11 protein-coding genes and 1 pseudogene are annotated in these 14,261 nt (G+C 35.0%); 7 read left to right on the forward strand and 5 right to left on the reverse strand.

Annotation, left to right across the window (positions count from 1 at the left end; genetic code table 11):
* Positions 1-4: 4 nt before the first annotated feature.
* Positions 5-475, forward strand: coding sequence for a cyclic pyranopterin monophosphate synthase MoaC (gene moaC / locus Q0358_RS03035; protein ID WP_299546944.1), 471 nt, complete (start codon positions 5-7; stop codon positions 473-475).
* Positions 476-492: 17 nt separating this feature from the next.
* Here the strand turns inward: moaC and Q0358_RS03040 are convergent, their stop codons facing one another.
* Together Q0358_RS03040 and Q0358_RS03045 are read right to left on the reverse strand one after the other, a co-directional pair.
* The gene (locus tag Q0358_RS03040) at positions 493-1,044 is read right to left on the reverse strand and encodes a YiiX/YebB-like N1pC/P60 family cysteine hydrolase (protein WP_299547053.1); all 552 of its coding nucleotides are present in this window, start codon (positions 1,042-1,044) and stop codon (positions 493-495) included.
* A 12-nt stretch (positions 1,045-1,056) separates the two neighbouring features.
* Positions 1,057-1,449 (reverse strand): DUF4878 domain-containing protein, encoded by a 393-nt coding sequence (locus Q0358_RS03045; protein WP_299546947.1) that lies wholly within the window; start codon positions 1,447-1,449, stop codon positions 1,057-1,059.
* A 239-nt stretch (positions 1,450-1,688) separates the two neighbouring features.
* On the opposite strand from Q0358_RS03045, the gene Q0358_RS03050 reads away from it, so the two are divergent.
* From Q0358_RS03050 to Q0358_RS03075, 6 genes and pseudogenes are all read left to right on the forward strand, one after another.
* Complete coding sequence (locus Q0358_RS03050; RefSeq protein ID WP_299546950.1) at positions 1,689-2,756, forward strand: Cj0069 family protein; 1,068 nt, start codon at positions 1,689-1,691, stop codon at positions 2,754-2,756.
* A 129-nt stretch (positions 2,757-2,885) separates the two neighbouring features.
* Positions 2,886-4,806 (forward strand): annotated as a pseudogene (locus Q0358_RS03055) (class I SAM-dependent DNA methyltransferase).
* A gap of 48 nt (positions 4,807-4,854) precedes the next feature.
* A complete protein-coding gene (locus Q0358_RS03060) occupies positions 4,855-5,061 on the forward strand; it encodes a hypothetical protein (protein ID WP_299546953.1) in 207 nt (68 codons plus the stop codon).
* A gap of 55 nt (positions 5,062-5,116) precedes the next feature.
* Positions 5,117-5,293, forward strand: coding sequence for a hypothetical protein (locus Q0358_RS03065; RefSeq protein ID WP_299546956.1), 177 nt, complete (start codon positions 5,117-5,119; stop codon positions 5,291-5,293).
* Between the two features lie 14 nt (positions 5,294-5,307).
* Complete coding sequence (locus Q0358_RS03070; RefSeq protein ID WP_299547056.1) at positions 5,308-6,615, forward strand: restriction endonuclease subunit S; 1,308 nt, start codon at positions 5,308-5,310, stop codon at positions 6,613-6,615.
* Positions 6,616-6,629: 14 nt separating this feature from the next.
* Positions 6,630-9,554 (forward strand): type I restriction endonuclease, encoded by a 2,925-nt coding sequence (locus tag Q0358_RS03075; RefSeq protein WP_299546959.1) that lies wholly within the window; start codon positions 6,630-6,632, stop codon positions 9,552-9,554.
* 74 nt (positions 9,555-9,628) lie between these two features.
* On the opposite strand, the gene Q0358_RS03080 is transcribed toward Q0358_RS03075, so the two are convergent.
* The 3 genes from Q0358_RS03080 to dnaE are packed head-to-tail and all read right to left on the reverse strand — an operon-like array spanning position 9,629 to position 14,252.
* Positions 9,629-10,405, reverse strand: a complete 777-nt coding sequence (locus Q0358_RS03080) for a pseudouridine synthase (RefSeq protein ID WP_299546961.1) — start codon at positions 10,403-10,405, stop codon at positions 9,629-9,631.
* Positions 10,406-10,407: 2 nt separating this feature from the next.
* On the reverse strand, positions 10,408-10,773 hold the full coding sequence (locus tag Q0358_RS03085) for a translation initiation factor (protein ID WP_299546963.1): 366 nt from the start codon (positions 10,771-10,773) through the stop codon (positions 10,408-10,410).
* Positions 10,761-14,252 (reverse strand): DNA polymerase III subunit alpha, encoded by a 3,492-nt coding sequence (gene dnaE / locus Q0358_RS03090; protein ID WP_299546966.1) that lies wholly within the window; start codon positions 14,250-14,252, stop codon positions 10,761-10,763. The genes Q0358_RS03085 and dnaE overlap by 13 nt, the downstream gene beginning before the upstream one ends.
* Positions 14,253-14,261: the final 9 nt, after the last annotated feature.

Below are 14,261 nucleotides of genomic sequence, written 5' to 3' on the forward strand. Positions count from 1 at the left end.
AGCAATGCAACTTACACATTTAGATGATCATCAAAACCCAAAAATGGTAGATGTTTCTTTAAAGGATCCCACACAACGCGAAGCAATCGCTAGTGGCAAAATCACAATGAGCAAAGAAGCTTTTAGTGCAATAAAAGAACAAAGAGTTAAAAAAGGTGCTGTATTACAAACTGCAATTATCGCAGCAATTATGGGAGCAAAACACACTTCAGAACTCATTCCTATGTGTCATCCACTTTTCTTAAGTAGCGTAAAATGCGATATTACAGAACTTGAAAATGAAAACGCTTTTATCTTAAAAGTGCGTGCAAAAACCTTTGGGCAAACAGGTGTAGAAATGGAAGCTCTAATGGGCGTAAATATAGGACTTTTAACCATTTATGATATGGTAAAAGCAATTGATAAGACAATGGTTTTAAGCGAGATTTGCCTACTAGAAAAAAGCGGGGGTAGAAGCGGACACTTCACGCGATAGTGTCTTAAAATAGACAATCAATCGCGTATGCTTTCATAAATTAGTTTGCTTCTTTTATCCTCAAAAAAAGCTTTGGGAAATAAATAATATCCCTTAATAAAGGGAAAGCCAACAAACTCTTTTTTTAACTTAAAATTCTCTATCTTATTAATTGCTTCTTCTAAAAAAGTCGTGCAATAAAATGCATCTTCTTTGGTGCTTAAAACAAACTCTCTCCCTAAATTTTGCATTGCAAAATCAACAATTTTTTCTTTATTTTTTTGAGAAAAATCAGGTCTTTTAACAGCAATCTTAGAGCCTAGTCTCACAAATTCATCAAGAGAGCTTAAAATCACTTGATTTTGCCGATTAGTATCATCATTTGTTGTTGCGTGAATCAACAAAACATCAGGGCTTATTTTTACCACCATAGCAATATGACTATAGGGAGAATTGCTAAATTTTTGTATCAGCAAACTCTCCGCACCAATGCCTTGCCTAAAAACAAAATCGCCAATTTGAAGAGGTGGAAAATCAATATCTTTAGCAACAGCAATACCAAAGAAAAAGCAAAAAATAAATTGAAAAATTTTCACATCAAATTATTTAAGCTCCACAAACCAAGTGTTATCTTTTTTTATTAAACTTGTTCTCCCTGAAAGATCTTCACTGCCATCTTTAAAGATTACTTTAGTTTGTATGATTGCCTTATTTTCTGTAATTTTCTTATCTGCAACAACCACTTCTTTAACTCCACCCTTAGATTCTGATGTTTTCTTTGCTTGAGAAAGAACTAATCCTATTTTACCTTCTGCAAACGCAACTTCTTCTGGTTTTGCACCCTCTAAATCAAAAAACTTCATCACAGCCTTTGTATCTCCTGCATAAACTGCCTTAGTAAAGTCTAAAGCAATCTCTTCTGGCGAAGAACTCCCACAAGCACTCAAAAACACACCTAAAACAAAGGCAAAACATAACTTTTTAAGATTTTTCAAAACATCTCCTTAAATACAAAATAAAGCCGTTATAATAGCTTAAAATTTATTAATTATTCATCTTTGCTTATATTATGATTTTTTTTTGAATTTCTTTTAACACTTTTATGAAAACCAATCTATTTGTAACATTGTGTAACATTATATAGATTTAATCCCTAAAAACACTTTGAAATCCTTAAAAATTTAAATCTTGTTTTGATAAAATATAAAATTCAGATCTTACAAAAGGAGCGAAAATGAAAAAGAATATTATTTTCTTTGAAGCAATTGGCGGAAGCGATAAAGGCGCAGATGGACATAGAAAAGACACAATGCCAATGGTAAATGCCCTAAAAGCTAAGGGTTGGAGTGCGGAAGTTGTGTTTTTTAGTGATGAAATTTTGCGTAATGAAACTGAACGCAATGCGATTTATGAGCGCGTTAAAAACAGCGCAGATGGCTATGTTTCACGCGTAAATCCGGGCAACTTAAAAGAAGAAAAACTCTATTTTGATGTTTTACGCAAACTTTGTGCTGATGGACTTGTAGGCATGCCACATCCTGATGCAATGATTGGATATGGCGCAAAAGACGCCCTAACAAAGCTTGCAGACACTCCTTTAGTGCCTGATGATACTTATGCATATTATGATATTGAAACTTTTAAAAAGACTTTCCCAAAAAGCCTAGCAAAAGGCGAGAGAGTGCTAAAACAAAATCGCGGCTCAACAGGGGAAGGGATTTGGCGCGTAAGATTAGCAGAAAGTGCATACAATACTTGTGATTCTTTACCACTTGATACAAAAATCATCTGCACAGAAGCTAAAGATAATCACAGCGAAGAGAGAAAGCTTGGAGAATTTATGGATTTTTGCGAGCAATACATCATTGGCGATAATGGAATGCTTGTAGATATGACTTTCTTGCCACGCATTAAAGAAGGTGAGATTAGAATCCTAATGCTTTATAAAACTCCTGTTTATGTTGTGCATAAAAAACCAGCTGAAGGCGGAGATGCTTTTTCTGCAACTCTCTTTAGTGGTGCAAAATACCGCTATGATGAACCAAAAGATTGGCAAGAGCTTGTAGATTGGTTCTTAGGACAACTCCCATCTATTAAATCCAAGCTTGGTAACTATGATTTGCCATTAATTTGGACAGCAGATTTTATTTTAGACACCGATGAAAAAGGCGCAGATCGCTATATTTTAGGAGAGATTAATTGTTCTTGTGTTGGCTTTACAAGCCCTGAAGAATATATGGCAAAAATTGCTGTAATGGTTGGCGATAATATCGTTGATATTGTAAGTGAAAAAAAGGCATAACCCTATTTAAGAGTTGGAATCCAAAAAAGATTCCAACTATACACTCTCCCCAAAAAAATCTTAGAACAAATATCTAAATATGCCATAATGAAACCTTACGCAAATATAACCCTTCAAGGAGTCACTGTTATGCAAATTCATCAATTTCAGCCTATTGTTAGTTTTATTTGGAGCGTGGCAGATGATTTACTACGCGATGTATATGTAAAGGGTAAATACCGCGATGTTATCTTGCCAATGACGATTTTAAGGAGGCTAGATGTTATCCTAGAGCCTACAAAAGATGAAGTCCTAGAGACTTACAACAAATACAAAGATATAGCAGATAAAGATACTCTAAATACTTTGCTATGCAAAACAAGTGAAGCTACATTTTATAATCACTCAAAATTCACACTCAAAATGCTTTTAAACGACCCCAAAAATATTAGAGCAAATTTTGAAAACTACCTTGATGGCTTTAGTGAAAATATCGACGACATTATTGCTAAATTTAAATTTCAAAATCAGCTTGACACGCTTGAAGATGCAAAAATCCTTCTTGGCGTTATAGAGCGATTTTGCTCTCCTAAGATCAATCTCTCTATGCACGACATTAAAGACGATAAAGGCGAAATTCTCCATAAGGGCTTAAGTAATCTTGGTATGGGCTATGTCTTTGAAGAGCTTATAAGAAGATTTAATGAAGAAAATAACGAAGAAGCCGGGGAGCATTTCACACCTAGAGAGCTTATAGACCTTATGACTCATCTTGTCTTTTTACCCGTGAAAGATAAAATCCAAAAAGGTGCTTTTAGCATTTATGACAATGCTTGTGGAAGCGGCGGTATGCTTACAGAATCTAAAGAATTTATCATAGATCAAAGCGGACCTATCCACTCTAAAGCTCAAATTATCTTTACGGACAAGAGATAAACCCAGAAACCTACGCCATTTGCAAAGCCGATATGCTGATAAAAGGCGAAAACCCGGATAATATCAAATACGGCTCCACCCTAAGCGATGATAAGCTAAAGGGCGTTAAATTTGACTTTATGCTGACAAATCCCCCTTATGGCAAATCGTGGGAAAAAGACCAAAAAGAATTAGGCATTAGCAAAAATGGCAGTGCTACAACTTGCAACGACCCAAGATTTCAAGTAGGCATTACAAGTAAAAGTGATGGGCAAATGATGTTTTTGCTTAATCAGCTAAGCAAGATGAAAAAACCAAGTGAAAACAAAGGCTTAGGCTCACGCATAGCCTCCGTGCATAATGGCAGCTCACTTTTTAATAGCGATAGTGGTATGGTAGCCATACGCAAGCACATCATAGAAAACGACTTCCTAGAAGCCATCATCGCCCTACCTACAAATATGTTTTATAACACAGGAATCCCTACTTTTATATGGATTCTAAGCAACAACAAAACAAAAGAGAGAAAAGGTAAAGTCCAGCTTATAAACGCCACAAAAGAGGCATATTATACTAAGATGAAAAAGTCCTTAGGGCAAAAGCAAAACGCAATGACAAAAGAACATATTAATAAAATCACGGAGTATTTTTTGCAAAATAAAGAAAATGATGATTGTAAAATTTATGATAATGATGAATTTGGCTATATTAAAATCACCATTGAGAGACCAAAAAGCATAGAAATTTTACTAAACGATGAAAAATTTCAAGCCCTAGAGCAAAAAGATGAGCTTGTATCAAAGCTTAAGGAGCTAGAAGCAAATCCGCAAGATTTCACAAGCAAAGAAGACTTTATAAACTTCCTTGATGTCAAACTCAAAAAAGCCGAAGTCAATCTCATCATCGATAGCGATAAAACAAACAACACAGAAAAAATCCCCCTAAAGCAAGACATACAAAGCTACTATGAAAATGAAGTAAACCCTATGTGCCAAACTCGTGGATAGCGTGGGAGAGCAAAGTGGTAGGCTATGAGATTTTGTTTAACAAATATTTCTATACCTACACACCACCAAGAAGCCTAGAAGAGATCGATAAAGATTTACAAGACTTAGAGCAAGAAACACAGGATTTGTTAAAGGAGATTCTATGCTAGCAAATAGCTTAAAGATAATGTGCTAAAATACAAATAAAAGGAATAAAAATGACTTTGACACTAGAAAATGTAGATACCAACACTTTGCGTGTTATAGAATCCTTACAGGGACTAAACAAGAATTTACATATCAAAATATCCAAAGAAACACCTACAATAGAAAAAGCAGAATCTGATTCTATTATTGAAGAGAGTATCGCAGATTTCTTAAAGCCAGAAAACTATGCCGTTTTTGAAAGGCTTAAAGATAAATGAGATATTTAAGCTTACAAGAAGTTTTAAAATTACACGATATGCTAAAAGGAATTTAATGAAAAAGCATACTCAACCCCCTTATGAAAGCAGCGAAATGTCCTACAAGCCTAGTAATATAGACTATCTCGGGGGGGTAAAATCCCTAAACATTGGGAATATGTCCCACTTCGCTCTTGCTTCACAGAATTTATTCAAAAGTGTAATGATAAGTCTTATCCCTTATTATCCGTAACAATAGCAAATGGTATTGTCTATCAAGATGATATTGAAAATAAAAAAGATATATCAAACGATGATAAATCAAATTATAAAATTGTCCCTTTAAATGCAGTTGCCTACAATAAAATGAGAATGTGGCAGGGAGCTGTTGGAGTTAATACCCTTGCTAAAGGGATAGTAAGTCCTGCTTATATCGTGGCAATTCCAAACGAAAAAATACTTCCATTTTTCACTTTATATTTATTGAAATCAAAAATAATGATAGGCGAATTTGAAAAAAATTCTTATGGACTTTGTTTAGATATGAATAATTTAAGATATGAGGATTTTAGAAATATTAAAGTCCCCCTACCACCACTACAAGAGCAAAAAGAAATAGCGGAATTTTTAGATTCTAAATGTGAGAAGATAGAAAATTTCATCACTAAAAAGCAAAGCTTAATCACACTCTTACAAGAGAAAAAACAAGCTCTAATTAACGAAGCTGTGTGCGGCAGGGTCGTTCGTTGTCATACTGAGCCTTGCGAAGTATCTAAAAATACAGAATCTAAAAGAGATTTTTCGCTATCGCTCAAAATGACAAGCTCCTATAAACCTAGCGGGACAGATTATCTCGGCACTATCCCTAAACATTGGAAAGTAAGGCGTGTCGCAACGCTTGGAAAATTTTTTAAGGGGAGCAATATCTCAAAAAATGATTTACAAGATAGTGGTGTTTCCGTTATTTTATATGGCGATATATACACAAAATATGAGATAAAAACAAGACACTTTCAATCAAAAATAGCAGAAAATTTTGCTAAGGATAAAACGCAAATCTTATGCGGTGATTTGTTATTTTCTGGTTCTGGAGAAACAAAAGAGGATATAGGAAAATGTATTTGTTATTTGGGTAACGAAAAAGCGTATGTTGGCGGTGATGTAATTGTATTAAGGCAAATGGGGCAAGATAGTTTGTTTTTATCTTATGTTTTAAATAGTGATTATACAAAATATCAAAAGGCAGTAATAAGTAAGGGTGAAATTATAATTCACATTTATGCTTCAAATTTAAGAGATTTAAAAATCCCCTTACCACCACTACAAGAGCAAAAAGAAATAGCGGAATTTTTAGATTCTAAAATCGCACAAATTGATTTAGTTATAGAAAAAACAAAAAAGCAAATCACACTCATCAAAGAATACAAAAACACCCTCATAAATGAAGCTGTTTGCGGTAGGATAACTTGCAGCAGAGATTTTTCGCCTACGGCTCAAAATGACAAGAATAGAACAATTCAAAATGGCAAGGAGAATTTTTGTCATACTAAGCCTTGCGAAGTATCTAGGAACTAACAAAAGGAAGTAAAATGCGTGCATATAAAGAAGAAAATTTAGAAAGCTTTATAGAAGCTCATTTATTAAAAAGTGGCTATATCAAAAGAGAAAGTAAAGATTATGATAAAAGCTTGGGTGTAGATAAAGAGTTGCTCAAACACTTTTTACAATCAACTCAAAAGAAAGCCTTGCAAGAGCTAGAGAAAAAGGGTATAAAAGAGCAAGAGCTATTACAACGCATTATCTCACAAATAGAGGAGAAAGGCATCTTAAAAGCCTTACAATCATTTATAGAAATAAGGGGCGTTAGAATCACACTAGCCTACTCTAAGCCAAATTTAAGTGCAAATGAAAAAGCCATAGAAAATTATAATAACAATATCTTTTCTATCACGCGTCAGCTACATTACAGCACGAAAAATAATAATTCTTTAGATATGGTGATATTTTTAAATGGTTTGCCACTTATCACTATGGAGCTAAAAAATCCTTTCACACATCAAAATGTCTATAACGCCATAGAGCAATACAAAAAAGATAGAGATTCTAGAGAGAGGATATTTAAGCAAAGTGTGGTGCATTTTGCCCTTGATAGTGATTTAATTTATATGAGCGCAAAGCTAGAGGGTGGGGACACTCAATTTCTACCTTTTAATAGGGGGCTAAATAATGGCAGTGGGGCAATAGGGCTTGAGTGCGGTGCTGGCAATCCTGCGGTAAAAGACAAGATGAAAACGAGCTATTTTTGGGAAGAGCTTTTACAAAAGGATACTTTAAGCAAACTGCTTTTTGACTATGCAATAAGCAATTCTAAAGGGGTGATTTTCCCTAGATTTCATCAATTTGATGTGGTAAATAAGCTTTTAAGCGACATAAAAGAAAAGGGTGTGGGACAAAGATATCTTGTCCAGCATAGTGCAGGAAGTGGGAAAAGCAACTCCATAGCGTGGCTAGCACATAATCTAGCAAGCTTACATAGAATAGAAAATGATAAAGAGAAAAATATCTTTGATAGCATTTTAGTCGTAACGGATAGAAGAGTGCTTGATAGACAAATCCAAGAAAATGTCAAGTCTTTCACACAAGATAAAAACCTAGTAGAAGCCATAATAGATGGAAGCAGACAATTAAAAAATGCTTTAGAAGAGGGCAAAAAAATCATCATCACAACCATACAAAAATTCCCCTATATCGCTGATGAAATCACGCATTTTGGGAATAAAAATTTTGCCATAATCATCGATGAAGCGCACTCTAGCCAAAGTGGCAAAAACGCACAAGAAATGGGAAAAGCCATAGCAAATAAAAACGATAAAGAAAAAGGCGAAATAGATTTTAATGAAATGGATACAGAAGAAAAGCTACTAAAAATCATCGAAAATAAAAAATTTCAAAAAAATGAAAGCTATTTTGCTTTCACTGCTACACCTAAGCCAAAAACGCTAGAAATGTTTGGCACAGCTTGTGAGATAGACGGGGTGCAAAAATTTATCCCTTTTCATCTTTACTCAATGAAACAAGCCATAGAAGAGGGCTTTATCCTTGATGTATTACAAGGCTATATCACCTATACAAGCTATTATGAAATCGTCTCTAAAAATGATAATAAAGAGTATGATAAGAAAAAAGCAAATGCAAAGCTAAAAGCCTATGTAACAAATCATCCTGAAACCATTGAGAAAAAAGCAAAAATAATGATAGAACACTTTTTTCAAAATACTTATAAAAAAATCGGTGGCAAGGCAAAAGCTATGGTCGTTACAAGCTCTAGGGAAGCGGCGGTTAAATACTATCGTTTCTTTAGACAATATTTGCAAGAAAATCACCCGCAATATAAAGCTTTAGTGGCTTTTTCAGGGGATAAGGAAGTGAAGGGGGAAAGCTATAATGAGGCAAGTTTAAATGGCTTTAGAGAAGATAGGCTAAAAGATGAATTTAAAGAGAAAGATTGCTACCGCTTTTTGATTGTCGCGGAAAAATATCAAACAGGCTTTGATGAGCCGCTTTTACACACAATGTATGTGGATAAACGCTTAGATGGGATAAATGCGGTGCAAACACTCTCACGCCTAAATAGAATCTGTCAAAATAAAGAGGATACTTGTGTGCTAGACTTTGCAAACACACACGAAGAAATTAGGAAATCTTTTAGCACTTTCTATGGGCAAACCTACCTAAAAGAGCCAACAGACATTGATAAGATTTACACACTTAAAGGCAATCTTTTAGATTATGAAATATATACGCAAGATGAGTTAGATGACTTTGCAGACGCTATTTTAAAAGGGCAAAACGAGGATACAATCCACTCTAAACTTGATCATATGATAAGAGCATATAACGCAAAAAGCGATGATGAAAAGACAGAGTTTTACACAAAGGCAAAGGCGTATTTAAGGGAATATTCTTTTCTAGCACAAATTCTACCCTTCAATGATATAGAACTTGAAAAATTATCTATCTTGCTAAAAATGCTTATTACAAAAATCGTCCCACCACGCACGGAGGATTTGGCAAAGGGGATATTAAATAATGTAGATTTACATAGCATACACATAATGCTTGAAAGCAAAAAGGATATAAAGCCTGAAGAGAATAAGGGCGGAGTGAATCCAGCAGAACCTGATGGCTCTAGCAAGAAAGAAGCAGAGCTTGAACGCCTATCAAACATCGTTAGGGAATTTAACACTAAATTTGGTAGTGTGGATTTTGGGACAAATGAAAAGATAGCAAAAGAACTTATGGAGTTAAAAGACGATATTGCAAAGGAGCAGACTTTTATAGACACTTTAGGAGATGAAGAGAATTTAAAAAATGTTTTTGAAACATTTTTTAATACTAAATATGCGAAGTTTTATTTGACAAACGAATTTTATTTAAGACAGCTTGACAACGCACAAGAATTTAGAAAAAGAGTTTCTAATGTGATATTTGAGATGATTAATGAGAGCGCATAAAGCATTCATATACAAAAAAGCATTTCACTCTCTTTTGAAATTTAATAATGACTTAACCAAATAAACTAGAAAGCCTATCTCTTTGATGGGCTATTTTCTTCAATCCCTTTTAAAAATTCGTGTAATTTATTATATTCTCCTCTTTCTAAAAACCTAACCTTGCCGCTTGGTAAGTTATTCAAATGCACAAACCCATACGCAATGCGTTTTAAATCCAACACTTCTAGTCCAAAATGTGCGAAAAATCTTCTTAATTCTCTGTTTTTACCTTCTGTAATTATCACCTTGATTTTAGAATATTTTGGCGTATTTTTTATGCAAGTATAACCCACAAATGGCGCAAACTCCATTGATTTAATCTTGCTTTTGCTATGTCCTCCACTCCTTGCATCTTCTAGCGTGATTCCACTCTCCATTGCGTCAAAAACACTTTCTTTAATAAACCCTGATAGCTTCAATAGATACACGCGCTCTGACGCACTCTCCATTAAATAACGCACCACTTTTGCACTATCACTAAGCAGCAAAAGCCCCTCACTTGCAAAATCTAATCTCCCAACAGGCATAAAATGTGAAAATCTTTTCGGCAAAGAATCATAAATCACTTTGCGTCCTCTGTCATCGCGTTTGCTGACAAGCTCACCCTTAGGCTTATTATAAACAATCACAGAATATTGCTCTTGCTCTCTTAGACATTTGCCATTAAGATAAACTTTTGTGTTTTGATCCACTTGATAGGCAAAATCACTCACAACTTCTTTATTAATTGTAACCTTGCCTTCTTTAATTAACCTATCCGCTTCACGCCTTGAATACTTTGAATGATGTGCTATGTATTGATTTAATCGCATTTTTACTTCTTAAATTGAAATTTCTGTGCTTTTAAAAGCGTTTTTAATCTCTCCTTATGTTTGCCTTGTAAAACCAACCAAAAACCCCCATTATCCTGCTCTATGCTTCCACCACACGAGAGTTTTTTCTTCATTTCTTTTAGAATTATCTGCATTGCTTGTTTTTCTTCAAAAAAGATTCCACAACGCGTAATATCCTTGCCCCCTGCTCTTTCTTCATTTAGTGCCAGAAAATAACTCGCGCGCGCTTTAACCTCTGCACCTTTTTTGCAAACACAAGCACTCTCTAGCTCTCCGCATTTCTTACACACACAATCTGTGCTATCGCTAAACTTCGCACCGATATTTAAAGCCTCTAATTGCACCATTGCAACTCACTTAATACACTTTTTATTTCACTATGTACTTTAAAGCCGCTAATAAGTTCTAGCTCTTGTGTTTGCGTCCTAAAAAGGATTCTAAGCTCTCGCTTGCCACTATGGATTAATGCAAACTCCCTAAGCTTCTGCAGGCTTTGACTCTGCGTGTTTGAATCTAGCATCACAAGTAAAGGTTCGTTAATATCAGCCTTTTCAATCACAAAATCTACCGCTTCTTTTTTGGCTTCATCTAAAGTTAGAATCTTTTCTGCTTTTAATTTTTTAGTTTCGTTTTGTTCTTGCACTTGACATTTAATTGCTAGTGGGATTTCTTTATTTAGTGTTTCCACCTTTGCTAGCATTTGTTCAAAAATTGTAAGTTCTATGCTACCATAGAGATCTTGAACCTTTAAGATTCCATAGCGTTTTCCGTTTTTAGAAAACTTTACAATCACATCTTCAATAAGCCCTAAAATTAGGATTTTGCTATTTTCTGCCAAGTCTTTAATTTGATTGCTAGGCGTATAATTAATGCTCTTAAAAGATTCTTTGTAAGAATCCAAAGGATGCCCAGAAGCATAAAACCCTAAACTCTCCTTTTCAAACTCTAAAATTTCTTTTTGACTATATTCTCCTAAATCTTTCAAATCCAACCGCACACGTGTTAGTTCTTCATCATTACCAAAAAGTGATCCTGCAGCTTCTTTTTGCGCTGCTTGTGAGAGCTTTGCTGCTTCTGTTAAATCCTCTACTTGTTCTAGCAAGGATTTGCGTGTATAGCCCATTCCATCTAATGCACCACTTTTAATAAAGGCTTCTATGGATTTTTTATTAACCTTTGCAGGCTCAATGCGTGTTAAAAAATCTTCTAAACTCTTAAACTCACCATTTTGCTTGCGTTCTTCTAAAATAACATTAATCGCAACTTCCCCTGCTCCTTTAATTGCTCCAAGACCAAAGAGAATACAAGATTCTCCTTCAACTTCAGCAACACTAAACTCAAGATCAGATTTTTGGAGATTTGGAGGTAGCACTTTAATCCCCATTTGATTTGCTTCTTCAATGTATTCTACAACTTTATCTGTATCGTTCTTTTCTGAAGTGAGAAGAGCTGCCATAAACTCTTTTGGATAATAAGTTTTTAAATACGCTGTTTCAAAGGTAATCATCGCATAGGCAGCAGAATGCGATTTATTAAAGCCGTAACCTGCAAATTTTACAATAAGCTCCCAAAGCTCTTCTGCCTTTTTTCTATCAAAACCTTGTGCAACTGCTCCATCGGCAAATTTGCTTTTATTATCTGCCATAATTTGCGCGTCTTTTTTTCCCATTGCACGACGGATTAAATCTGCTCCGCCCAAAGAAAATCCACCAATTCTTTGCACGATTTGCATAACCTGCTCTTGATACACAATCGTCCCGTAAGTTGGACGCAAAATAGGTTCTAGTTCATCAAACATATACACAATCGGTTCTTTCCCGTGTTTTCTATTGATAAAATCATCAACCATTCCAGACTCTAATGGTCCCGGACGTCCTAAAGCAATCGTTGCAATAATATCTTCAAAGGTGCTTGGACGCATTCTTTTATTAATTCCTTGAAACATACTAGATTCTATTTGAAAAACCCCTAGTGTGTTTCCACTTTGCAAGGTTTCATAAACTTTTTTATCATTGACATCAATATTTAAAAAATCAATGCGATTTCCACTGCGTTTTTCAATTAATTTTAAAGCATCATCAATAACAGTGAGTGTTTTTAAGCCCAAAAAGTCAAATTTAATTAAATCCACATCTTCAAGATATTTCATGGAATATTGCGTAGCAATGATTCCATCGCGTTGTGAGCGATACAAAGGAGCTTTATGCCATAATTCTTGCGTAGAATCAATCACAACAGCAGCTGCGTGAGTTCCGGGATTTCTCTTTGTGCCTTCCAAAATTAATGCGAATTCCCAAACTTTTTTTGCCAAAGAATCCTTTGAAATAAGCTCTGCAATCTTTGGTTCTTTGTTAAACGCATCTTCAAGTGTGATTTCAAGCTCTTTTGGTATGAGTTTTGCAAAAGCATCTGCATCATTATAAGGCATTCCCATAACACGCGCAACATCTCTAATCACTGCCTTTGCTTTCATCATACCAAAGGTAATAACTTGCGCAACATTGTGTCTGCCATATTTTTCTGTTACATAATCTAAAATCTCTCCGCGCCTGCTTTGACAAAAATCCATATCAATATCTGGCATACTTACGCGTTCAGGATTCAAAAAGCGTTCAAAAAGTAAATTATATTTTAAAGGATCAATATTTGTAATCTCCAAGCAAAATGCAACCAAACTTCCAGCAGCACTTCCACGCCCCGGACCTACTGGGATACCGCGTTCTTTTGCTGCACGCACAAAATCCCAAACAATCAACATATAACCCGGAAACTTCATAGAATTAATAATCTCTATTTCTCTTTCTAAGCGTTCTAAATATTGTGTGTGCTGTTCTTGTGGCACATTTAAAAGGCGTTTTTTTAATCCTTCTTTGCATTTATACGCAAAATACTCACTATCTTGCGTGAAATTTAATCCTTCTGCTTTAGCATATTCTTGTGTAAATTTAAAACTAGGCGGCGTTGGATCTCCTAAATGTAGTTCTAAATTGCATTTATTAGCAATTTCTTGTGTATGCTCTAATGCTTCAGGTAAATCTGCATAGAGTTCTGCCATTTGTTCTGGAGTTTTAATATAAAACTCCTGCACAGTGTGGCGCATACGATTTGGATCATTAAAGTCCTTTCCAAACCCAATACAAAAAGCAACTTCTTGCGCCGTAGAGTCGCTTTGTTTTGTGTAGTGCGTATCATTTGTGGCAATGATTTTAATCCCTGTTTCTTTGGATAGCTTTAAGAGTTGATTATCAATAAATTGCTGCTCCTCAATGCCGTGGCGCATAAGCTCTAAATAAAAATCCTCCCCAAAGATTTCTTTGTATTCTAGAGCAACTTCTTTTGCTCTTTCGTAACCCTTGCGCCCTTTATTATCATCTTTTTTTATATTTAAATGCCACTGCACTTCACCATTTAAACACGCACTACTACAAATTAATCCTGTGCTATGCTCTCTTAGCATTTTTTTACTAATGCGCGGCTTCATATGAAATCCATACAAACACGCTTGAGAGCTTAGATACATTAAGTTTTTATAACCCTCTAAATTCTTTGCATACAAGCATAAATGAAATCTTTGATTGCTTTTATCGCTGATTTCTTCTGCATTATGCAAATACGCTTCCATACCCAAAATGGGCTTGATACCTTCTGCTTTCATTGCCTTATAAAACTCAATAGCTCCAAACATATTGCCGTGATCTGTTAGAGCAACACTATCCATTCCATATTCTTTAATCTTTTTAGCAAGCACTTTGATTTTGTTTAAGCCATCAAGCAAAGAATATTCAGTGTGCAAGTGCAAATGTGTAAATTTAGGTGTTTGACTCATCACAAAGCC

The organism is uncultured Helicobacter sp. (assembly GCF_937893305.1).
Taxonomy (GTDB): Bacteria; Campylobacterota; Campylobacteria; order Campylobacterales; family Helicobacteraceae; genus Helicobacter_D.

Coding starts and splice junctions, on each gene's coding strand:
- Q0358_RS03050 (WP_299546950.1), top strand. CDS start 1,689: ATGAAAAAGAATATTATTTTCTTTGAAGCAATTGGCGGAAGCGATAAA.
- Q0358_RS03060 (WP_299546953.1), top strand. CDS start 4,855: ATGACTTTGACACTAGAAAATGTAGATACCAACACTTTGCGTGTTATA.
- moaC (WP_299546944.1), top strand. CDS start 5: ATGCAACTTACACATTTAGATGATCATCAAAACCCAAAAATGGTAGAT.
- Q0358_RS03075 (WP_299546959.1), top strand. CDS start 6,630: ATGCGTGCATATAAAGAAGAAAATTTAGAAAGCTTTATAGAAGCTCAT.
- Q0358_RS03085 (WP_299546963.1), bottom strand. CDS start 10,773: ATGGTGCAATTAGAGGCTTTAAATATCGGTGCGAAGTTTAGCGATAGC.
- Q0358_RS03080 (WP_299546961.1), bottom strand. CDS start 10,405: ATGCGATTAAATCAATACATAGCACATCATTCAAAGTATTCAAGGCGT.
- Q0358_RS03065 (WP_299546956.1), top strand. CDS start 5,117: ATGAAAAAGCATACTCAACCCCCTTATGAAAGCAGCGAAATGTCCTAC.
- dnaE (WP_299546966.1), bottom strand. CDS start 14,252: ATGAGTCAAACACCTAAATTTACACATTTGCACTTGCACACTGAATAT.